This window comes from Shimia sp. MIT1388 (assembly GCF_047124445.1).
GTDB lineage: Bacteria > Pseudomonadota > Alphaproteobacteria > Rhodobacterales > Rhodobacteraceae > Shimia.
Window position 1 is genome coordinate 4347636 of the sequence record NZ_CP138921.1, and the last position, 20727, is coordinate 4368362.

General features: G+C 58.9%; 19 protein-coding genes. 8 read left to right on the plus strand and 11 right to left on the minus strand.

The features are described 5' to 3' along the window. Nucleotides 1-8 precede the first annotated feature (8 nt). The gene (locus SIB92_RS21225) at nt 9-797 is read left to right on the plus strand and encodes an FAD binding domain-containing protein (RefSeq protein WP_412553874.1); all 789 of its coding nucleotides are present in this window, start codon (nt 9-11) and stop codon (nt 795-797) included. A gap of 67 nt (nt 798-864) precedes the next feature. On the opposite strand, the gene SIB92_RS21230 is transcribed toward SIB92_RS21225, so the two are convergent. Continuing rightward, nucleotides 865-1398 (minus strand): hypothetical protein, encoded by a 534-nt coding sequence (locus tag SIB92_RS21230; protein WP_412553875.1) that lies wholly within the window; start codon nt 1396-1398, stop codon nt 865-867. Nucleotides 1399-1548: 150 nt separating this feature from the next. Next, nucleotides 1549-2094, minus strand: a complete 546-nt coding sequence (gene infC / locus SIB92_RS21235) for a translation initiation factor IF-3 (protein ID WP_366011073.1) — start codon at nt 2092-2094, stop codon at nt 1549-1551. A gap of 195 nt (nt 2095-2289) precedes the next feature. Here infC and SIB92_RS21240 point away from each other — a divergent pair, with 195 nt between their 5' ends. Further along, a complete protein-coding gene (locus tag SIB92_RS21240) occupies nt 2290-2967 on the plus strand; it encodes a translation initiation factor 3 (RefSeq protein ID WP_412553876.1) in 678 nt (225 codons plus the stop codon). Nucleotides 2968-3036: 69 nt separating this feature from the next. Here SIB92_RS21240 and SIB92_RS21245 read toward each other — a convergent pair whose 3' ends face one another. The 5 genes from SIB92_RS21245 to SIB92_RS21265 all read right to left on the minus strand — a co-directional run bounded on the left by SIB92_RS21245 (nt 3037) and on the right by SIB92_RS21265 (nt 7220). Beyond that, the gene (locus SIB92_RS21245) at nt 3037-3885 is read right to left on the minus strand and encodes a ferredoxin--NADP reductase (RefSeq protein ID WP_412553877.1); all 849 of its coding nucleotides are present in this window, start codon (nt 3883-3885) and stop codon (nt 3037-3039) included. Nucleotides 3886-4002: 117 nt separating this feature from the next. After that, nucleotides 4003-4410 carry a DUF934 domain-containing protein gene (locus SIB92_RS21250; protein WP_412553878.1) on the minus strand — a complete coding sequence of 136 codons (408 nt, stop codon included), beginning with the start codon at nt 4408-4410 and terminating at the stop codon, nt 4003-4005. Next, nucleotides 4407-5204, minus strand: coding sequence for a phosphoadenylyl-sulfate reductase (locus SIB92_RS21255; protein ID WP_412553879.1), 798 nt, complete (start codon nt 5202-5204; stop codon nt 4407-4409). Before SIB92_RS21255 ends, SIB92_RS21250 begins: the two co-directional genes overlap by 4 nt. Then, nucleotides 5194-6861 (minus strand): nitrite/sulfite reductase, encoded by a 1668-nt coding sequence (locus SIB92_RS21260; protein WP_412553880.1) that lies wholly within the window; start codon nt 6859-6861, stop codon nt 5194-5196. The genes SIB92_RS21255 and SIB92_RS21260 overlap by 11 nt, the downstream gene beginning before the upstream one ends. Nucleotides 6862-6896: 35 nt before the next feature. Further along, nucleotides 6897-7220, minus strand: coding sequence for a DUF2849 domain-containing protein (locus SIB92_RS21265; RefSeq protein WP_412553881.1), 324 nt, complete (start codon nt 7218-7220; stop codon nt 6897-6899). Nucleotides 7221-7361: 141 nt separating this feature from the next. Between SIB92_RS21265 and SIB92_RS21270 the strand changes: the two genes are divergently transcribed. Beyond that, nucleotides 7362-7823: an Lrp/AsnC family transcriptional regulator gene (locus SIB92_RS21270; protein WP_294117512.1), complete on the plus strand. Its 462-nt coding sequence runs from the start codon at nt 7362-7364 to the stop codon at nt 7821-7823. 243 nt (nt 7824-8066) lie between these two features. Next, nucleotides 8067-8579 (plus strand): hypothetical protein, encoded by a 513-nt coding sequence (locus SIB92_RS21275; RefSeq protein ID WP_412553882.1) that lies wholly within the window; start codon nt 8067-8069, stop codon nt 8577-8579. 103 nt (nt 8580-8682) lie between these two features. On the opposite strand, the gene SIB92_RS21280 is transcribed toward SIB92_RS21275, so the two are convergent. Genes SIB92_RS21280 through SIB92_RS21290 form a run of 3 tightly spaced genes read right to left on the minus strand, consistent with a single transcriptional unit; the run spans nt 8683 to nt 12847 of the window. Further along, the gene (locus SIB92_RS21280) at nt 8683-9861 is read right to left on the minus strand and encodes an MFS transporter (protein ID WP_412553883.1); all 1179 of its coding nucleotides are present in this window, start codon (nt 9859-9861) and stop codon (nt 8683-8685) included. Next, a complete protein-coding gene (locus SIB92_RS21285) occupies nt 9858-11084 on the minus strand; it encodes a sigma-54-dependent transcriptional regulator (RefSeq protein WP_412553884.1) in 1227 nt (408 codons plus the stop codon). The genes SIB92_RS21280 and SIB92_RS21285 overlap by 4 nt, the downstream gene beginning before the upstream one ends. Next, a complete protein-coding gene (locus tag SIB92_RS21290; RefSeq protein WP_412553885.1) occupies nt 11081-12847 on the minus strand; it encodes a sensor histidine kinase in 1767 nt (588 codons plus the stop codon). Before SIB92_RS21290 ends, SIB92_RS21285 begins: the two co-directional genes overlap by 4 nt. Nucleotides 12848-13041: 194 nt before the next feature. Here SIB92_RS21290 and SIB92_RS21295 point away from each other — a divergent pair, with 194 nt between their 5' ends. Genes SIB92_RS21295 through SIB92_RS21305 form a run of 3 tightly spaced genes read left to right on the plus strand, consistent with a single transcriptional unit; the run spans nt 13042 to nt 16597 of the window. Next, entirely contained in the window at nt 13042-14217 is a 1176-nt protein-coding gene (locus SIB92_RS21295; RefSeq protein WP_412553886.1) for a M20 aminoacylase family protein, read from the plus strand. 22 nt (nt 14218-14239) lie between these two features. Next, on the plus strand, nt 14240-15403 hold the full coding sequence (locus tag SIB92_RS21300; protein WP_412553887.1) for a M20 aminoacylase family protein: 1164 nt from the start codon (nt 14240-14242) through the stop codon (nt 15401-15403). A 27-nt stretch (nt 15404-15430) separates the two neighbouring features. After that, on the plus strand, nt 15431-16597 hold the full coding sequence (locus tag SIB92_RS21305) for a M20 aminoacylase family protein (RefSeq protein WP_412553888.1): 1167 nt from the start codon (nt 15431-15433) through the stop codon (nt 16595-16597). Nucleotides 16598-16652: 55 nt separating this feature from the next. Here SIB92_RS21305 and SIB92_RS21310 read toward each other — a convergent pair whose 3' ends face one another. Beyond that, nucleotides 16653-19100, minus strand: coding sequence for a response regulator (locus SIB92_RS21310; protein ID WP_412553889.1), 2448 nt, complete (start codon nt 19098-19100; stop codon nt 16653-16655). Nucleotides 19101-19378: 278 nt separating this feature from the next. Here SIB92_RS21310 and SIB92_RS21315 point away from each other — a divergent pair, with 278 nt between their 5' ends. After that, the gene (locus SIB92_RS21315; RefSeq protein ID WP_412553890.1) at nt 19379-20590 is read left to right on the plus strand and encodes a 3-deoxy-D-manno-octulosonic acid transferase; all 1212 of its coding nucleotides are present in this window, start codon (nt 19379-19381) and stop codon (nt 20588-20590) included. The last annotated feature ends 137 nt before the right edge of the window (nt 20591-20727 follow it).

Consider the following 20727-nt stretch of genomic DNA (forward strand, 5'->3'; position numbering starts at 1 on the left):
GAAATATAATGTATAATTTCGACTTCGAAAAACCCTCCACAATCGCGGACGCTGTGTCTTCGCTGGGCGCCGAGGATGCTCAAGCGCTGGGTGGGGGGCAGACGTTGCTCCCTACGATGAAGCAACGATTGGCGAGTCCGTCTAAGCTGGTGAGCCTGAAAGGCATTGCGGAGATGCAAGGCATCTGCACTGGCGATGACGGGGCATTGTGCATCGGCGGCGCCACAGCGCATGCGGATGTTGCCGCAGGTGCGGGTGCCTATGGAGGACTTGCTGGTCTTGCTGCCGGCATCGGTGACCCTGCGGTACGTGCACGTGGTACCATTGGCGGCTCCTTGGCCAACAATGATCCGGCAGCGTGCTATCCGGCAGGCGCTTTGGCTTCAGGAGCAACCATCGTCACCAACGCACGTGAGATCGCAGCGGACGAATATTTCCAGGGCATGTTCACAACGGCCCTGGATGAAGGGGAGATCATCACCGAAGTCCGGTTCCCGGTACCTGAGGCGTCAAACTATCAGAAGTTTGAGCAGCCTGCTTCACGCTTTGCACTGGTTGGTGTGTTTGTCGCCAAATACGCGGATGGTGTGCGGGTTGCCGTCACTGGTGCGTCTGAGGACGGCGTGTTCCGCTGGTCGGAAGCCGAGGCGGCTTTGTCGGGTAACTTCTCGGCGGATGCGATTGTCGATATGGCACCAGGTGCGGATGGCATGATCTCCGATCTGCATGGCACTGCAGCCTATCGCGCACATCTGGTGGGGGTTCTGACGCGCCGAGCGGTGGCTGCGGCGGGCTAAGCCTTCCCACCTAAAAGAAAAAAGCCCCGGCTGTTTGGTCGGGGCTTTTGCGTTTTCAGCTGTGTGATCAGGAAGAAGGCAGATTATTCGGGTCAAAAGCACACCATTCGCCTGCTTTCTGAAGCGCAAGCACAAAGCCTTCAGGTGAGAACCGCCCCAACAGCACCTCTTCGTTTTGGGCGCTCCGGTCCAACATGATGTCGACGGATTGTTTGGCGTTTCTGACGCTGCTGATCAGGTCCGGTAGCATGCCACCCGTCATATACATGCCATAGCCGCCGATATCGTCACCGGTGAACATTTCGTCACCCAGCCAGCTCGTTTCCTCATCAAAAGCAATCGCCGGGTAGTCTTCTTCGCCCCATGGTGCTCCGGTTTCGCCAGGCCATGGATGATAGGCGTAGCCAACACTCGCGTTGTAGCCGTTTTGGTAGAACGTCAGAACCAGGGCACCAGAGGTGTGGCGCGCGGCGCGGGTGGAAAAGACGTGGCAGGCATGGCCTACTTTGGCTGCGCCCCAATCGCCGCTTTCAAAAGTGGCGGCTTGTGCTGTGCCTGCAAGAGCCAGGCTTGCTGCGAAAATGGTAGGTGCGAGTTTCATAAAATTTCCTGTTTTGGTGAGATTTAATGCGTTGTGCGCGATACAATTGGCGCGAGTTATGAAGAATTGGTTCACTTTAAAGGGGTGGCTTCGCAAAAAGAAACCCCGCGCAAAGCGCGGGGTTACTCACAAAATCGTCATGTCTTGAGATTACTTGGACAGCGGGCCGATCATCATGATCATTTGGCGGCCTTCCATCTTCGGCATGTTTTCAACTTTGCCGATCTCTTTCACGTCTTCAGCGACGCGTTCCAGCAACTCGCGACCGAGGTTCTGGTGGGCCATTTCACGGCCACGAAAGCGCAGGGTGACTTTGACTTTGTCGCCGTTTTCCAAGAACTTGAAAACGTTGCGCATTTTCACGCCATAGTCATGCGTATCCGTGTTGGGACGGAACTTGACCTCTTTGACCTCGATGGTCTTCTGCTTTTTCCGGGCTTCGGATTCACGCTTCTGCTGTTCATATTTGAACTTACCGAAGTCCATGATCTTGCAAACCGGCGGGTTTGCGTTGGGAGAAATCTCCACGAGATCCAAACCAGCTTCGTCAGCCATGGCCATGGCTTTGGCCGGGTGCACGACACCGACGTTTTCGCCGTCTGCGCCAATCAAGCGGATTTCAGGAGCGCGGATGCGTCCGTTGACTCGAGGTCCAGTGTCACGCTGAGGCGGTGCGTTATGAGGTCTGCGGGCTATGGTTTTCTTCCTTCAATGGTGAATGCCTTTGGGCGCCTAATTTATTCGGCCTTTTCGGGCGATACAACCGCCGAATCCATGGCGATGACGCAAATCCAGCAGGTTTCCCCCTTGAGAGAGGGCGTTGTGCGGCGGAAATAGAGGGAGCGAAGGGCCCGAACTGTTCGGGTGGGAGAGTTAGAGTTGGAGAATTCCATGAAGAATCTCATTTTTGTTGTGATTGCCGGGGCCGTTGCTGTGGTGGCCTATTTTGTTTTGGGGCAGGGCAAAGACGATGCCGTGACCGAGGCGCCTGTGGTTGAGACCTCACCGGTTGTTGAAGCGGTTGAAGAGGTGCAGCAGGCAGCGGAAGAGGCGGTTGACGAGGCTGCGGCTGGTGTTGCGGCGGCAACTGACGCGGCTCAAGAGGCTGCAGATGAGGCTGTGCAGGCTGTGACCGAGCAGGTCGAAGCGGTGCAGGACGCGGCCGAAGCTGCGGCAGACGCTGCTGAAACAGCCGTAACCGAGGCAGTTGAAGGTGCAGCAGACGCAGTAAGTGACGCCACTGCGGCGGCGGAAGAGGCAGCGACTGCCGCAACAGACGTTGCTAGCGAAGCGACTGATGCGGCAACCGAAGCAGTGACTGAGGCAACGGAAGCTGCCACCGACGTCGCGGCCCAGGCTGGCGACGCAGCTGCGACCGGTGTTGCGGATCTGGCGAGCGTTTTTACGGCTGACGGCTTTGATATGGCCAAGGTTTCTGAGGTGATTGACGGTTCCTCTCTGGGAGCGTTGCAGAAAGCCTCTCTTAAAACGGCCATTGAGAGCGCAGTGAACAACCCGGAGATGCTGACGCAAGCGTTGGATACGGCAAAGCAGGCGCTTGGTCTGTAAGAAACGGATCTTAAAACGAAAAACGCCCCGACCAATGTCGGGGCGTTTTTGTGTCCGATGGCAAAGCCCTTAGTCGAGGAAGGCCTTCTCAACCACGTATTGCGCTGGTTTGGAGTTGGCGCCTTCTTCGAGACCGGCGTCTTCCAACATTTCCTTAAGTTCCAGGTTGAACGCTAGGTTGCCGCAGATCATCGCGCGGTCATGCTCCGGGTTCAGCGGTTCAACACCCAGATCGGCATAGGCCTCGCCGGAGCGGATCAGATCGGTGATCCGGCCCATTTTGGCGCTCTCTTCGCGGGTGGTGGTTGGGTAGTATTTGATTTTTTTCCAGAAGTCTTCACCGATCACTTCATTGAGCAACTCGTCATCTTTGAGGGCTTCGATCAGGTCGCGGCCATAGGTCAGCTCACCCGCTTCGCGGCAGGTATGCGTGATGATGACTTCGTCGTAATCCTGATAGGTTTGCGGTTCACGCAGCAGCGATGCAAATGGCGCAAAGCCGGTGCCTGTTGCAAAGAACCAGATCCGTTTGCCTGGGATCAGGGCGTCATGCACCAGCGTGCCAACAGGCTTGGGACGCAGGATGACTTCATCACCTGGTTGGATGTGCTGCAGTTTGGAGGTCAGCGGGCCGTCTTGCACCTTGATGGAGTAGAACTCCATCTCTTCGTCCCAGCTCGGCGAGGCAATGGAATAGGCGCGCAGGAGCGGCTTTTGCTTGCCGGTCTTTGGGTCCGGGTCGCCCATCAGACCAATCATCACAAACTCACCAGAGCGGAACCGCAGGGAGGCGGGGCGGGTGCATTTGAAGGAAAAAAGACGGTCGGTGTAGTGCTTCACCTCGGTGACGGTCTGAGCGTCAGGCAGGGCGGGCACTTTCTGGGCGGTGGATTCGGTCACGGGTTTTTGCTCGGTCATATCAACTACTGGGCGGGACTGCCCGCTCCTCATGTAACATCTCTGGTGAGGTTTTGAAGGGATAGCAGCGATGCGGCTTTGACATATCGCAAGCTCGCATCGCTTTTTTGCGATGTGTTAGCCGCGCATGCGGGCCTGATAGTTGTTTGCTTGCCAGTTGGCGCGGAATTGCCATTCGCCTTCTGGCTGGCGCGCGGCGAGATCGTCGGAGATCTCCACCTCGTCAAAGCCACAGCGGCGGGCCATGGCGTATTGGTCGGAAATCACATGACCTTTGGCGCGCAGGCGGCCTTTATACCCTGCCAGGCGCAGTTGACGGGCAATGGTGAAACCACGGCCGTCTGCGAAGCTGGGGAAGTCCACGCGGATCATCTCTGCGCCGGCGATTTGCTTGATCACGTCCGCTGGATCCGCGCTGGATGGCACATCGAGCGCTGCCACGTCATTGGCGGCTTCATCCAGCGGTACAAAGCCCAGGGTCCAATCGTCAGAGCCAAAGCCGGTGTCTGTTACAATCACAGTCATATCTTTTCTCCTGTCCGCACCATTTTGCCGTCCACAAAATGGATGCCACATTCGTCTTTGTCTTGGCCGCGCCAGCGCCCGGAGCGCGGGTCTTCGCCTTCTGCCACCGGGGAGGTGCAGGGGGCGCAGCCAATTGAGGGGTAGCCTTGCGCGACCAGCGGGTGGCGCGGCAGGCGGTTTTCTTCCATGTAGGCGCGCACGTCTTCCGGCGCCCAATGGGCCAGTGGGTTGACCTTGATGCGGCCGGTGAAGTCCTCGACCTCAAAGAAGTCCAACGCAGCGCGGGTGCCAGATTGGAACCGCTTGCGGCCGGTGATCCAGCCGTCATAGCCGCGCAGCGCCTTTTGCAACGGGCGCGTTTTGCGCAGGGAGCAGCAGGCGTCGGTGTCAAACTGGTGCAACGTGCCGTCCGGGTCCTCTGCCGCCAATGTGGCGTCGCTGGCGCGGATGATCTCCACGTTGTCCAAGTGTAGACGTTCGGCCACTTCTTGTTGGTAGACAAGGGTTTCTGTGAACAGCATCTCTGTGTCGACAAAGATCACAGGAATGCTGCGGTCCACCACTGCAGCCATATGTAGTAGCACCACGGACTCCGCGCCAAAAGACGAGACCAGAGCCAGTTTGCCGGCTTGCGGATCCTTCAGAGCGGCCTCCATGACCGACGTCGCAGAGTGGTGGCGGTAGCGCTCGTTGAGCACGTTCACCTTGGCTTGCAACGGGTCTTTGCGCTCTGATGAAGGCGAAATCGCCGACGTCAGAGGGGAGGTCAAAGGGGTTATGCCATTATGCTGCATTGGCCTGGGTCTCTGGATAGAGGTGCGCCTTGAAAGGCGCGAGGCCAAGGCGGCGGTAGGCTTGAAGGAAGGTTTCTTCCGGACCTTCGCGCAGCTCCAAATAGCCTTTCACGAGGCGTTCGATTGCGGGCACAATCTCGTCGTAGGCAAAACCCGGACCGGCGCGCTGACCAATTTCCGCATCCCAGGTGGCGTCACCGCCAAGGGTGATCTGGTAGTTCTCCACGCCTGCGCGGTCGAGACCAAGGATACCGATGTGGCCCACGTGGTGGTGCCCACAGGCGTTGATGCAGCCTGAAATCTTGATCTGTAGGTGACCGATGTCGTGCTCAAGTTTCAGCTCGTCAAAGCGGGTTGCGATCTGTTGCGCGACCGGAATGGAGCGGGCTGTCGCCAGGGCGCAGTAGTCCATGCCCGGGCAGGCGATGATGTCGCTCACGAGGCCGATGTTGGCAGTGTGCAGGTCTGCTTCGCGTAGCGCGGCATAGACCGCGGGCAAGTCAGACTTGTGCACATGTGGCAGGATCACGTTTTGCTCGTGGCTGATGCGCAGCTCGTCGTGGCCGTATTGGCGCGCGATCTCGGCCAGTGCCCGCATCTGATCTGCGGTGGCGTCGCCCGGGGTTTCGCCATGCTTTTTGATCGAAACGGTAACAATTGCATACCCCGGCGCACGGTGCGTTGTCAGATTGGTATCGACCCAGCTGCGAAACAGGGGATTGGCATCATACGCGCTGTCGAATTCGACAGTGGGTGCGTTGCGGAATGCCGGAGGTGCAAAGTGGGCTTTGATGTCCTCAAACAGGTCCTGGTCGATGCCGGAGAAGGTTTGGCGCACGCTTTCAAAGCGTTCCTCTACCTTTGCGCGGAACTCTTCAAGACCGGTTTCATGCACGGTGATCTTGATGCGGGCTTTGTATTTGTTGTCGCGACGGCCGATCTGGTTCCATACCGAGACCGTTGCCTCAATGTAAGGCAGCAAGTCTTCGCGCGGCAGGAAGTCATTGAGAACCTTGCCAATCATCGGGGTGCGGCCAAGGCCACCGCCCACCAGCACCTGATAGCCAATCTCGCCCGCGTCGTTTTGCACGATGCGCACAGCCAGATCGTGGGCTTTCAGCACAGCGCGGTCCTGTGCACCTGCGCTGACGGCGATCTTGAACTTGCGGCCCATGAACTGAAACTCCGGGTGGTCGGTGGACCATTGGCGGATCAGTTCTGCCACGGGGCGTGGATCTTCCAGCTCGTCGGCGGCGGCACCGGCAAAGTGGTCTGCGGTCACGTTGCGGATGGTGTTGCCGGAGGTCTGGATGGCGTGCATGCCAACCTCGCCCAACGCGTCGAGCATATCCGGCACGTCGGTCAGCTTGGGCCAGTTGTACTGGATGTTCTGGCGAGTTGTGAAGTGGCCGTAGCCTTTGTCCCACTTTTCAGCCAGCAGCGCGAGCGTGTCCATCTGCGCCGAGCTCAGCGTGCCATAAGGAATGGCCACGCGCAGCATGTAGGCGTGCAGCTGCAGATACAGGCCGTTCATCAGGCGCAGGGGGCGGAATTCTTCTTCGGTCAGGTTGCCAGCGATGCGACGTTCTACCTGTGCACGGAACTGACGATTGCGCTCTGCCAGAAAGGCTTTGTCAAAGTCGTTGTACTGATACATGGGGGAACCCTTTTATTTGCTGCAGGAGAGGCCGATCAGGCGGCCTGACCATCCTGTTGCTTTGTTTCTGCTTGCTTGCCGTGGAAGTAGTTTGACGGCCCGGTGCGGCGGAATTCCTCGCGGAAGTGTGTCGGCTCAGGGCCGTTTTCTCCCTCGGCAGCATCCGCCAGATAGGCACCAACCACCAGATCCACTTGCTGTTCCGCTTCCAGAAGGCGCAACTGTGCGTGCGCCTCATCCGTGAGATACTCGGCACATCCCAGATCACGGGTCCAAGTGTCGTCTTTGGTGAAATAAATCACGTCGCCTTCGATGAGGGCGTTGGCGGTGATGACTTTGGGTGTGAATGCGCGTGGCATGAGACTCTCCCGGGGTTTGACTTTGAGTGGAATATAGGAAATTGTTCCCCGTAACCGCCAGATACTGGCGAAAATAGAAACGTGCGTTCTGGTGTGTTTGGGGAAATACGCCGGCGTTCCACAAAGAGCGGGGAAAATGGGATGGCGTTGCGTATTGACGATATGGATAAGAAAATTCTCGGCGAGCTGCAACGGGATGCGGCGCAATCTTTGGACGAAATTGCCAAACGTGTGGGCTCGTCCAAGACGCCGGTGTGGAATCGTATCCGCAAGCTCAAAGAAGCCGGGGTGATCCGGCAGCAGACGGTTTTGCTTGATGCCGAAGCGCTTGGTTTTGATGCCTGTTTCTTTGTTCTGATCCGCACCAGCGAGCATGAGGCGGACTGGCAGCAGAAGTTTCTGAAAGCCCTGCGTGAGCGCCCTGAGGTTTTGGAAGCGCACCGGCTGGCGGGGGACATAGACTATATTCTGAAGGTTCAGGTGCAGAACGCGCGCGCCTATGACACCTTTTACCAAGCTCTGATTTCAGAGGTGAAGGTGCACAACGTTACCGCGTTGTTATCTATGGAAGAAATCAAATCGACCAGCATGCTACCGCTCTGAGCGTTAAGCTTTGCACGGAGGACGGTTTGCGGCAAAAATCACGTCGGTATTCTGTCGGTATCGCGACTGTTTTGCGGAGGTGCGTTTTTGGGTGGGGAGAGGTTAACGGGGTGTCAGTTTCATCCCCTGCTACCTTTGCTATTCTTGAGTGTTATGCATAGAAGAAAAGTTAGGTTTCGCTATTCGCTTCGGACCTACTTGTTACGCAATTAAATCAATTTACAGTTCTAAATGGAGGCCTTTATGGCAATGCCGCTTGGTCATTTTCGGGAAGAAATTGTTCAGCCGCTTGTGGATGAGTTCGAAAACGAGGATGCTGCTTTGCATAGGGGATTTGCCGCCGTCTCGGTTGTTGATGCCCTTGCTGCTCACATCCACCGCGAAGTGGTCGGGCAAGGGCAGGACCCCTTTAAGATTTTTAAACAGCCGATCGAGAGTAGAAGAGATGACACTGGGTTTCGGGCTGAGCTCGCAAAGCTTAATCCCAATTTCAAAATACTAAGAGACGTTGCCAAAGCAAACAAACACGCGTTTTTGACGCAAGGAAACAATGTGGAGGTAAACGGCTCCGGTGACACTGCCGTCGTTCGCGTGGTTTATGGGGAGGGAGCCTTTGGCGTTGGCAAGTATGGAGGACTTCCCTTCTTGCAAGTGACGACGCAGTCGGCAGAGGATCATAGACTTCTCGATGTAGTGCTGGCCTCTTTGAAGTTTCTGGATGAGATATCGGGTAGCCTAGGTTATCCAATCCGCTGATTGTGGCCCTATTGCGTTGGTTCATCGTGCACTGCTTGGGTGACGTTCGGGCTTAGAAAAGTTTCGCACACGCACCTGCTTCGAGTCCCGTGAGCAAAGTGGTTCACTCCGCCCGCTTCAACGCCCCACTCAACACCGCAATCATCAGCGCCAGTACAGCCAGCACCCCAAACGAGACCCTGAGCGAGGTGGCGTTGGCGATGAAGCCGATCACCGGCGGGCCCAACAACATGCCGCCGTAGCCGAAGGTGGCGGTGCCGGCGAGGGCTTTGCCGGGGGTCTCAACGGGGTCGTTGGCGGCGCGGCTAAAGGCGAGCGGGAAGATCAGGGCGTAGCCGATGCCCATCAGTACAAAGCCTGTTAGGATGAGCGGCGGTGTCGGGAAGAGCACGGTGAGCGCGGCGCCCCCGGCTGCGATAAGGCCGCTGACGCGGGCGGCCATTTCCGGGGAAGTCATGCGGGTGATCATGTCGCCAAGCAGGCGCATTGCCACCATGGTCACCGAGAAGATTGCATAGCCCATGGCCGCCCAGTTTTCAGGTGCGCCGCCGATATCCACCAGATAGACCGCGCTCCAGTCAGCGATGGCTCCTTCACCCATTGAGGCCCCAAACGCCAGCAGGCCGACCAGCACAAGCTGACCTTTTGGAATGGAGAAGATTGGCGCCTTGCTGTCACGGTTGGTTGGGGAGGTCCAAGGAATATTGCCGAGCCAGCAGAGCAGGGCCACAACCGGCAGGCCGATTAGAGCAAAATGCACAAGCGGGGTTGCGCCCAGAGAGATCGCCACAAAGCCGGTGCCTGCCGCCAGCCCGGCGCCAAGGCTCCACATAGCATGATATGAGGACATCTGTGGGCGTTTGGCCCAGCGTTCGACCTCTGCGCCCCAGGCGTTCATGGTGACATCCATGCCGCCGTGGATCGCCCCAAAGAGGAAAAGCGCGATGGCGAGCGTGGGCACGTTGGGGGCAATTGCGAGCGCTAACAGTGCGGTGATTTTGATAATTGCCAAGGTCTTGGTCACACGTGCCGCGCCGTAGTGGTCGGCCAGACGGCCCGCCAATGGGAAGGCGCAGATCGCCCCGCCTGCTAGCAGCAACAGGAGCGCACCGAGCCCCGCATGGCTCAGCTCATGGGTGGCCTTGAAAGCGGGGATGCGGCTGGCCCAGAGGCCAAACAGCGCGCCGTTGAGGCCAAACATGGCGGCAATGGCCAGCCAGCCGGCGCGGCGGGTGAGATGTGCGGGGGCCGGGGCGTGCGATGGATCGGTGGTCGCGGTCATCGGAAGCTTTCGGGCTTGAGGCCGTATTTGGCGAGTTTGTCATACATGGTTTTGCGCGGCAGCTTGAGCGCTTCGGCGGCGGCTGCGGCCCGACCTTGGTGCTTGCGCAGCGCTTCTGCAAGCAAAGATCGCTCGACCTGTGCCATTTGGTCGGCCAATCCCAGGCCAGCGGTTTGGGTTTCCTCGCCAGGCAAACCCAGGGTGAAGCGCATGGCGGCGCTCATCAAGGCGCGGGCGTTTCCGGGCCAGTCCTGTGCCATCAGCGACGAGATCACCTCCGGCGTGATGTCGGGCGCGGCGATGCCAGCCTGTTCGGCGGCTTGGGCCACGTAGTGACGGAAGAGCACAGGGATGTCCTCGGGGCGTTCGGACAGGCCGGGGATGCGGACTTGGAGCGCTTCGAGGCGGTAATAGAGGTCGGCGTGCAGGGCGCCGGATTGCACGGCGTCGTCCAGCGGCGCGGCGCTGCCAAAGATCAGGCGCGGGTGTTCGCCGGTTTCCAGCAGGGTCAGCAGAGCAAATTGCGTCTGCATCGGCATGGATTGCACTTCGTCCAAGAAGAGGCTGCCGCCTTGTGTGTCCTCAACGAGCGCGGCGAAGGCGGCCGGGTCCATGCCTGCGGCGGTGTGTTTGGCAAAGGGGCCTTCAGGGTGGGCGCCGCAGAGGTGGATGACTTCGGCCACTTTCGAGATGCCGGCGCCTGGTGGGCCAGAGATCAGCACTTCGGCATTGATGCGGGCCACCGAGCGGGCGCGGTGGCGCAGGGCTTCGGCTTGGTGGGAGGTGCCGTAGATGATGCGGGCGGCGGCGTCGCCGGTTTCCAGCTGGGCTTTGAGGCGGCGGTTTTCCAGCGCCATGGCGCGGGCCTTTTGGGCGCGTTCGATCACGGCAATGAGTTCGGCCGGGGCACAGGGTTTTTCCAGGAAGCCAAAGGCGCCCTGGGTCATGGCGCGCACGGCCATGGGAATGTCGCCTTCGCCGGTGAGCAGGATCACGGGCAGTTCCGCGTCGGTATCGCGGGTGAATTGCAGGAGGTGGAAGCCATCGCGGCCGGGCATGCGCATGTCTGACAGGATCACCCCCGCGAAGGATGCGGTGATGTGGTCTTTGGCCTCAACAAAAGAGCCTGCGGAGATGACCGGGAACTCTTCGAGTTCCAGCGTCTGGGTCAGGGCCTCGCGCACGATGGGGTCGTCATCGACCACCAGAACAGGCGCTGTCATGACGGGCTCTCCTCTTGCCATTGGTCCAGCTCGACGGTGAAGAGGGCGCCTCCCGAGGGTAGGTTGGTGCCGCGGATGTTGCCGCCGAAGCTTTGCACCAAGCCATAGCTGATGGAGAGGCCGAGGCCCATGCCTTCTGAGCTGCCGACCTCTTTGGTGGTGTAGAACGGGTCAAAGATCTTGTCGGGGGCGTCGATGCCGGGGCCGGTGTCGCGGATGTTCACGCAGAGGCGGGGGGCGGTGACAATGGAGATGTCGATTTGGCGCTCGTCGCTGTCGGACATGGCGTCGGCGGCGTTGTTGATCAGGTTGACAAACACCTGCGCGAGGCGGACCTCGCCGCCCAATGCATAGATTGGGACGTTATAGGAATGCGCCGCCCAGCTGAGGTTGATGTTGTCCTGGTTGAGGCGCAGTTCGGTGAGTTCGACGGCCTGGCTGATCGTGGCGACCAGATCAACCTTGCCCATGGGTTCGTTTTCGTTGCGGGCAAAGGCGCGCAGGTTTTTGATGATGCGGGCCATGCGGGTGGCCATTTGGGAGATCCGGGCGAGGTTTTCACCGGCTTTCTCAGTGTTGTCCCGCTCCAGAAAACGGGTGCCGTTGTCGGCGAAGGTCTGAATGGCCTGAAGAGGCTGGTTGAGTTCGTGGCTGATGCCGGCACTCATCTGGCCAAGTGCGGAGAGTTTGCCTGCTTGCACAAGATCGGATTGGGCTTTCTTGAGGGCGGCTTCGGCTTCTTCGCGTTCGGTGATCTCGCGGCGCAGCGCTTCGTTGGTGGCGGAGAGGGCTTTGGTGCGGTGGGTAACGCGCTCTTCGAGTTCGGCGTTGGCTTGGGCCAGTACGCGGCGGCGTTCCAGCACTTGCAGCAGGATCAGGCCAAACACCATGACCACGGCAGCGATGGCACCCGCCTGAAGGCCTGCAATGCGGCGGGCGAAGCTGACGTCGACAATGGCCTCGGCCACGAGGTCGATGATTGGCAGGTCTTTGATGATGTGCAGGCCGCGTTCGGGGATGTAGGGGCCCCAGTCCATTTTCCAGACCTCAAAGCCGGCAGTGATGCTGCTGGAGAAATTTGGCGCTGGCGCGTTGGGTGGCACAAGGCCGGTGCCGCCTGCGGGGCGCTGCCAGAACAGGAGTTCGGAGCGGTTGGTGATGAAGACCTCTTGGGCGTCGTCGACAAAGTAGACCGCCGGGCCGTCACCGCGCCAGTTGCCTTCGACATCGGCCATATCCACCACGACGGTGAGGACAGCGGCCACTTTGCCGTCTGTGCCAAAACTGGGTGCGGAGAAGTAAAAGGCGCGCTGATTAAAACGTGCATCGACCGCATGGTGCGTGCCGATGGCGCCGTGCAAGGCACGGGTGAAATAGGGGGCACCGGTGAGGTTTTGAGAAGGAATGGCGTCTTCCTGAGCAGTGGCTAGAATGGTGCCGTCGGCGCTGGCATAAATCAGATCCAGCGCGGCGGTTTTGTCGGCCACTTCCAGAAGCAGGTCGGCGCTGGGCTGGGCGTTGGTTTGATCCTTGCTCAGGGCGAGAAGCGTCGGGTGCTCCGCCATCAGGACCGCAAGCTCTTGATAACGTTGAAGCTGTGCTGTGAGCCGGTCAGCGGCCAGCGCGAGGTCGGCTTCGCCGCGCCGGGCTAGTTGATCTAACGCTTGCACATAGCCGTAGCGCCAAACGCCGCTGGCGAGAGCAACTAGCAGGACGAAGAAGAGCAGGAGAATCGTGGCCCGGTGGCGTATCCAAGTTCGCATGCCTTAAGTCTAGCCGTTTGTGCCTGGTGGTGCGAGCGTTGCGAAGCGGATTGGGCTGACTCATGTTGACGCATGGGTAGGCGAAGGTTTGCTTGATAAGTGAATTATTTTCGCGGTGGCTCTTGCCAGTCATTGAACATTGGTTCAGTCTCGCCAAGCGATCAGAAAATCATGTTATTTTGGAGGAAGTGCCCATGCCTATCCGCAATCGTATTGCGCAGATGCACGATGAGATCACTGGTTGGCGGCGCCACCTGCATGAGAACCCTGAACTGTTGTTTGATGTGCATGAAACGGCAGCTTTTGTGCAGGCGCGTCTGAAGGAATTTGGCGTGGATGAGATCACACCGGGCATTGGTCAGACCGGTGTAGTGGCGGTGATCAAAGGCAAAAGTGACACCCAAGGTCGCGTGATCGGCCTGCGTGCGGATATGGACGCGCTGCCGATTCATGAGGCCACAGGGTTGGACTACGCCTCCAAGGTTGACGGTAAGATGCACGCCTGCGGCCATGACGGGCATACGGCGATGTTGCTTGGCGCGGCAAAGTATCTGGCGGAGACGCGGAACTTTGACGGCACAGCGGTGATGATTTTCCAGCCTGCCGAAGAAGGTGGCGGCGGTGGCCGTGAGATGTGTCGAGACGGGATGATGGATCGCTGGAACATTCAGGAGGTTTATGGCCTGCACAATGGGCCGGGAACGCCAATTGGTGAATTTGGCATCCGCCCCGGGGCGCTTCTGGCATCGGCGGATGAGTTTGAGATTGTGGTCACCGGCAAAGGCGGCCACGCGGCGGAGCCTCAGGAGGCGGTCGACACAACCCTTGTGGCGGCGCAGATCCTGGTCTCCTTGCAAAGCATTGTATCACGCAATGTGAAGCCAATTGAGCGGGTGGTGCTGACCGTGGGGACACTGGAGACCGACAGCAGCGCGTCCAACGTGATTGCGCATACGGTGCGCATGAAAGGCACTGTGCGCACGTTGGACAACAACAATCGCGCATTGGCGGAGAAACGTATTCGTGAGGTGGCCACCCATACGGCGCTGGCGTTTGGGGCAACGGCGGAGGTGATCTGGGAAGAGGGCTATCCGGTCACTGTGAACCATGATCGTGAAACAGAATTTGCGGTGGAAGCGGCTCAGGCTGTGGCGGGTGCGGCAAATGTCGACGCCAATGTGCAGCCGATCATGCCTGCGGAAGATTTTTCCTTCATGCTGGAAGAGCGCCCCGGCGCGTATATTTTCCTTGGCAATGGCGACAGCGCGCAGTGTCACCACCCGGAATATAACTTCAACGATGAGGCCATCCCAGTAGGCAGCAGTTGGTTTGTCGAAATGATAGAACGGCGCATGCCGAGCGCAGACTAAAGCAGGGGCAGGGGAGAGAGACATGCCGGTTAAGAACCGTTTTGCGGAGTTGCACGCCGAGATCACCGAATGGCGGCAAGACATTCATGCGCACCCTGAGGTGCTGTATGAGACCCACCGCACGTCCGCGCTGGTGGCGGAGAAGCTCAAGGCCTTTGGGTGTGACGAGGTTGTTACCGGCATCGGCCGCACCGGTGTGGTGGGGCTGATCAAAGGTAAGACGGACACCAAAGGCAATGTGGTTGGCCTGCGCGCGGATATGGATGCGCTGCCGATGGCGGAGCAGACCGGGCTGGACTATGCCTCCAAGCATGACGGTGCGATGCATGCCTGTGGCCATGATGGGCACACGGCGATGTTGCTCGGTGCCGCGAAGTATCTCAGCGAGACCCGCAACTTTGATGGCGCGGTGGCGGTGATTTTCCAGCCGGCAGAAGAAGGCGGCAATGGCGCTTTGGCTATGGTTGAAGATGGCATGATGGAGCGCTTTGGCATCAAAGAGGTCTATGGCATGCACAACTACCCCGGCCTGCCGGTTGGCGAGTTTGCCTTGCGCAAAGGACCGTTGCTGGCGGCGGTGGATTTCTTCACCATCGAGATTGCAGGCAAGGGCGGCCATGCGGCGCAGCCGAATAAAACCATCGACCCAACCATGATGGGCAGCCAGATCCATCTGGCGCTGCAGTCGATTGTCAGCCGCAACGCCGATCCGGTGGATCGGGCTGTGTTGTCGGTGACATCGTTTCAGACCGGCTCGGACGTCTATAACGTGATCCCGCACACCGCGACGCTGAAAGGCACTGTGCGGACGTTTAACCCGGATACACAGAACATGGTTGAGGCGCGGATGAAAGAGGTTGTGGCCGGTGTCGCCGCGACGTTTGGTGGCGCAGCCAAGGTCGACTATCAGCGCATCACGCCCGCGACAATCAACTGGGATGAGCAGGCGGCGTTTGCGGAAGAGGTTGCCACCGCGGTTTCTGGCAGCTGTCATGAAGCGCCTCTGAAAATGGGCGGCGAGGACTTCTCCTACATGTTGCAAGCGCGGCCCGGGGCCTTCATCATGGTGGGCAACGGCGACAGCGCGGCGTTGCACCACCCCGAATATAACTTTAACGACGAGGCAATCCCGCACGGGAGCAGCTTTCTGTCGGAAGTGATCGAACGCCGCATGCCTGCGGTTTAAGAACGTACTATTGAGCGAGGAACAATTATGCCCACCAAGAACCGTTTTGCAGAGTTGCATGACGAAATCACCGCCTGGCGCCGTGATCTGCATGAGAACCCGGAAATCCTGTTTGAAACCCACCGCACCAGCGCGCTTGTGGCGGAGAAACTGGAAGAGTTTGGTCTGGACGAAGTGACCACCGGCATCGGCCGCACCGGCGTTGTGGGCGTGATCAAGGGCAAAGAGACCGGCTCTGGCAAAGTGATTGGCCTGCGTGCTGACATGGATGCGCTGCCGATCCACGAGCAGACCGGTCTGGAGTATGCCTCCAAGACACCGGGCGCGATGCATGCATGTGGCCATGATGGGCACACAGCCATGCTGCTGGGCGCGGCGAAGTATCTGGCGGAGACCCGTAACTTTGACGGCACCGTTGTGGTGATCTTCCAGCCTGCCGAAGAAGGTGGCGGCGGTGGTCGTGAGATGTGCGAAGATGGTCTAATGGAGCGTTGGGGCATTCAGGAAGTGTACGGCATGCACAACTGGCCGGGTGTGCCACTGGGCACTTTTGCGATCCGTCCGGGCTCGTTCTTTGCGGCAACCGACCAGTTTGAGATTCACTTTGAAGGCCGGGGCGGGCACGCGGCCAAGCCGCATGACACTGTCGACACCACCGTGATGTCCGCGCAGGCGGTGCTGGCGCTGCAGACCATTGCCAGCCGCAACGCTGATCCTGTGGATCAGGTGGTTGTGTCGGTGACCAGCTTTGAAACTTCGTCCAAAGCCTTCAACGTGATCCCGCAGAAAGTGCACATCAAAGGCACCGTGCGCACAATGTCCAAAGAGATGCGTGCGTTGGCGGAAGAGCGGATCAATGAGATTTGCAACGGTATTGCTGCGACCTTTGGTGGCACAGCTGAGGTTGTATATCACCGTGGCTATCCAGTAATGGTGAATTCTGAGGCGCAGACCGAGTTTGCGACCGAAGTGGCCAAGTCGATTTCCGGTCAGTGTGATGAAGCGCCACTGGTGATGGGCGGCGAGGATTTTGCCTTTATGCTGGAAGAACGCCCGGGTGCCTATATCTTGGTTGGCAACGGTGAAGATGGCGCGATGGTGCACCACCCGGAATACAACTTCAACGACGAGGCTATCCCGGCGGGCTGCTCATGGTGGGCGGAGATCGTTGAAAAGCGGATGCCCGCTGCCTAAGTAAAGAGGGAGGCGGCGCCAAAGGCTGCGCCGCCGGTCCCGGGATGTCGTTAGGTCAGGAGGCCTTGCGGTGTTCCAACTGGGTCGACAGGGCCTGCAGAAGGTGGGCCTTGTTGATCGGCTTGGACAGGAAGAAGTCCATGCCCGCTTCCAGACAGGCTTCCTTGTCACTGTCAAAAGCATTGGCTGTCAGCGCCACGATGGGTGGCTGATGGATCGGCAGCGAACGGATGATGCGGGTCGCTTCCACCCCGTCCAGTTCCGGCATCGACATGTCCATAAGCACCACATCCGGATCGTAGGCCTTGCAGAATTCCACTGCTTGCAGACCGTTCTCTACTTCGATCAGTTCCACCGCAAACTCAGCCAAGTATTTCTGGATCAGAAGTCGGTTGGTTTTGTTGTCCTCAGCCAGAAGAATGCGTGCGCCGTCGAGATGTTCAGAAACAAACAGCGGAGTTGGGCTCGTTTCTGGCGCGCTGCCTTCAACTGGTTGGGTGTCGATGGTCGCAACAAAGCACGCGCCGTCGTCATAATCTGTGCACAGCGAGATGTTGCCGCCCATGCGCCGCGCCAACATGGCGGAAATGGTCAGGCCAAGGCCGGTGCCGCCAAAGGCGCGGGTGGTGGCCGCGTCTGCTTGTGAGAAGCGATCAAAGATGTGCTGCGCCTGTTCCGCGGTGATGCCAATACCGGTGTCAAAGACGTCGATTTTGATGCCATGTTCAGACGCGTCATCACGTTTCACAACCACACGCACGCCACCCTCGGAGGTGAATTTCACGGCATTGCCTACCAGATTCACAATGATCTGACGCAAGCGACCGTCATCTGAGCGCACTTCGGTCGGCAGATCGTCTTCATACTCCACCGTCAGGGAGATGCCTTTTTGCTCTGCCTTTCGTCGCAGCAACTCTACGGCCCCTTCCACACATTGGCGCAGGTTGAAGTCCACCTCGGACACTTCCAGCTTGCCGCTTTCCAGGCGGGAGAGGTCAAGAATGTCGTTGATGATCTTGAGCAGCGCATAGCCGCTGTCCCGGATGGTATCGACGCATTGACGATCATCGATGGAGAGATCGCTTTCATTCAGGATGTCCGCCATGCCCAGAATGCCATTCATTGGCGTGCGGATTTCATGGCTCATGTTGGCCAGGAATTCGGATTTGGCCCGGTCCGCCTTTTCCGCCACCAGCTTGGCTTCGGCCAGTTCTTTTTCGTGGTTCTTGGTCTGGGTGATGTCGCGCTCGATCCCGATGTTCATGGTGACATTCCCGTCTTCATCTTTGATCGGGAAGACATTGGTACCAACCCAAATGTCGCGGCCATCTTTGGTCCTATTGATGATCTGGCAATGGAAACGGTTGCCTAAATTACGCTGGGTGATCATCTCCTGAATGGTTTCGGGATTGGTGTTTTCCGAGTTTAGAAGCTGGCCGACATTTTGCCCAACGGCCTCGTCAAACGAATAGCCTGTCATGCGAGTGAAGCCTGCGTTGACCCACTGAATATCGCCGTTCGGGCTGCTGAGGATGATGCTGTCGGATGCGTGTTTGGCAACCAGCGAGAGGCGCTCAAGTTCCGCTTCGCGGCGCTTGAGCGTGTTGATTGCGGTCCGTCGGGTGTCTGACAGACGTCCTGCGGCCACCGTGGGTACCAAAATCAACAGGCCAACAATGAAGAAACCAATACGTCGCGGCCACATATCCTCTGCAGTCAGGGCCCAGCCACCTTTGGGACGGGTGGCCAGTTGCCAAGAACCACTTGGCAGTTGGATGTCCATGAGGATGGGGGTGTCGTCCAGAATTGCGGCATCTCCAAAGAAGAGCTCACCGTCCGCGCCTTTACCGTCTTTGCCGATCAAGGCTACGTCGATGGGCAGATCGGGGTCAAGAAGCCCCGCTTCCTGGTACAGGAGATTGGCGTCAATCACAGCGGCGACCAGTCCCCAGAACCGGCGCTGTCCATTGCGGGTGTCCCAGACCGGGAAGCGCGCCACAAATCCCGTGCCGCCCTGCACCAGGTTGATGGGGCCGGCGAGAACCATCTCCCCTGTGTCTCGGACCTGATAGGCGGCGGCGCGTTGCGCCTCGTTTTCGTTGTAGTCCAGACCGAGGGCTGCCTTGTTTTTTTCATAGGGGAAGACGCGGTTCACAATCAATCCTGGCGCGGCAGCGATGTTCAGGAATTCCTGATGTCGGCCCATCACCAGTTCAACCAATTGACTGTATTCCGCTTGCGTCATCTCCAAATTTGCGGTGAGCGCAGCGATCATGCCGCGCACCAGCTGAATGTCGGCGCTGACGTAGCCCTCGACCTGGGCGCGCAACCGGCTGGTCTCGCTGACCGCCAGGGTGCGTTGCTCCTGTTTGGTGATAAAGGTTTCGTTGCGTTCGACATAGACGGCGAAAGACACCCACACCACCAGAGCGATGAGGGAAGGCAAATAGGTCGGGCCGCCCATGGCGCGTGCGAATGTGCGCAGAGGGTTCATCAGGGGCATGTCAAATCCGGCATTGGCTACGCAACAAATAGTGTCTTCTCGCGCACTGTTTCAGAAAGTCATTCACGACTTATTAACGCCAGTTTTCCCGTTATCGTTGTTTGCCGGCAACGCAAACTGCCACCATGGCCTTGAAGACCGGCCTGTGGTTAAAGTCCGGTAAGGCGCAATCAAGGCACAGGCAGAGCACCATGCAGAAGACATTCCGGCGTAGCGGTCCGGCTTTCGGGTGGCAATTGCGGTGTTACCTGGCGCTGCGCCCCTGTTTGCAGCCCTTGATGCGGCGCGTGGTGGCGCGGCGCGTGGCGCTGGGCAAAGATGATCCGGCCCGCGCGCAGGAGAAATTGGGGCAACCAAGTCTGGCACGGCCTGCGGGCCCATTGGTCTGGGTACATGCGGTTGGGCTTGGCGAAGTACTGGCGTTGCGGCCGTTGCTGGCGAAGATGGGCGAGATGCGGCCGGATGTGCACTTCCTTGTGACCTCCACGGCGCGCAGTTCGGCGCAGGTATTTGCCCAAAACCTGCCCCCACGCGTGATGCATCAGTTTTTGCCACTGGATGGCCCAACATTTGTGGCGCAGTTCCTGGATTACTGGCAGCCGGATGTCTCGATCTGGTCGGAACAGGACCTCTGGCCCGGGATCATCTGTGATGTGGCGCGGCGGGACATTCCGCTGGCGTACATCAATGCTCGTCTCACGGAAGACGGGTTTGCGAAACGGCGACGGTTCCGCTCCGGTTTTGCGCATCTGATGCGGTTGTTCACTTATGTGGCGGCGCAGGACGCCCGCACGGTCGATTTTTTGCAGCAGCTTGGGGCGGGGGATGTGCACGAAATGCCGTCGTTGAAGCCGGCAGCCGAACCCTTGTCGGTGGACGCGCAGGCGCTTGCGACTGTGGAGGAAGCTGTGGGCGCGCGACGTGTCTGGGTCGCGGCCTCAAGCCATTCGCCGGATGAGGCGGTGGCATTGGCTGCGCAGGCCCGCGTTTTGGAAGCAGATCCCGACGCGCTGTTGATTGTGGTGCCGCGCGCCCCGGAGCGAGGGGCGGAGGTTTGCGCGGCACTGGAGGCTGCGGGTCTGCAATATGGTCAGCGCAATTCGGGGCAGGCCGTGGAGGAGACCCATCACGTCTATGTGGCCGACACGCTTGGGGAACTGGGGCTCTGGTACCGTGTGGCACAGCTGGCTTTGGTGGGCGGCAGCTTTGGAGACACGCAAGGCCATAACCCTTGGGAAGCGATCACTTTGGGATGTCCTGTGATCAGCGGGCCGATGACCGACAACTTCGCAACGGACTATGTCCAGTTGCAGGATGCGGGGCTGGCGCGGCGTGTGGAGAAGGACGTCATGGCTGGCGAGAATCTGGCCACGCAGGTATTGCGGGCAGGGCAGGAGGATACATCGCAACGTGCCGTGGCTCTGGTGGCGGAGGCACGGGCTGCGATCAGCCCTCTGGCAGTCCAGATGCTGACGTTGCTTTCGAAGTAGCAATTAAGTTTTCAGTCCATAGTTGTTGTTTTTCAATGGCTTGGAGCGAGTTCGCGGGGGTGGTCAGCACTTTTTCTCCGAGAAAATGATTTTTTCTCCAAAAACCGCTTGCGACTCATTTGGGTCCTCACTAAATA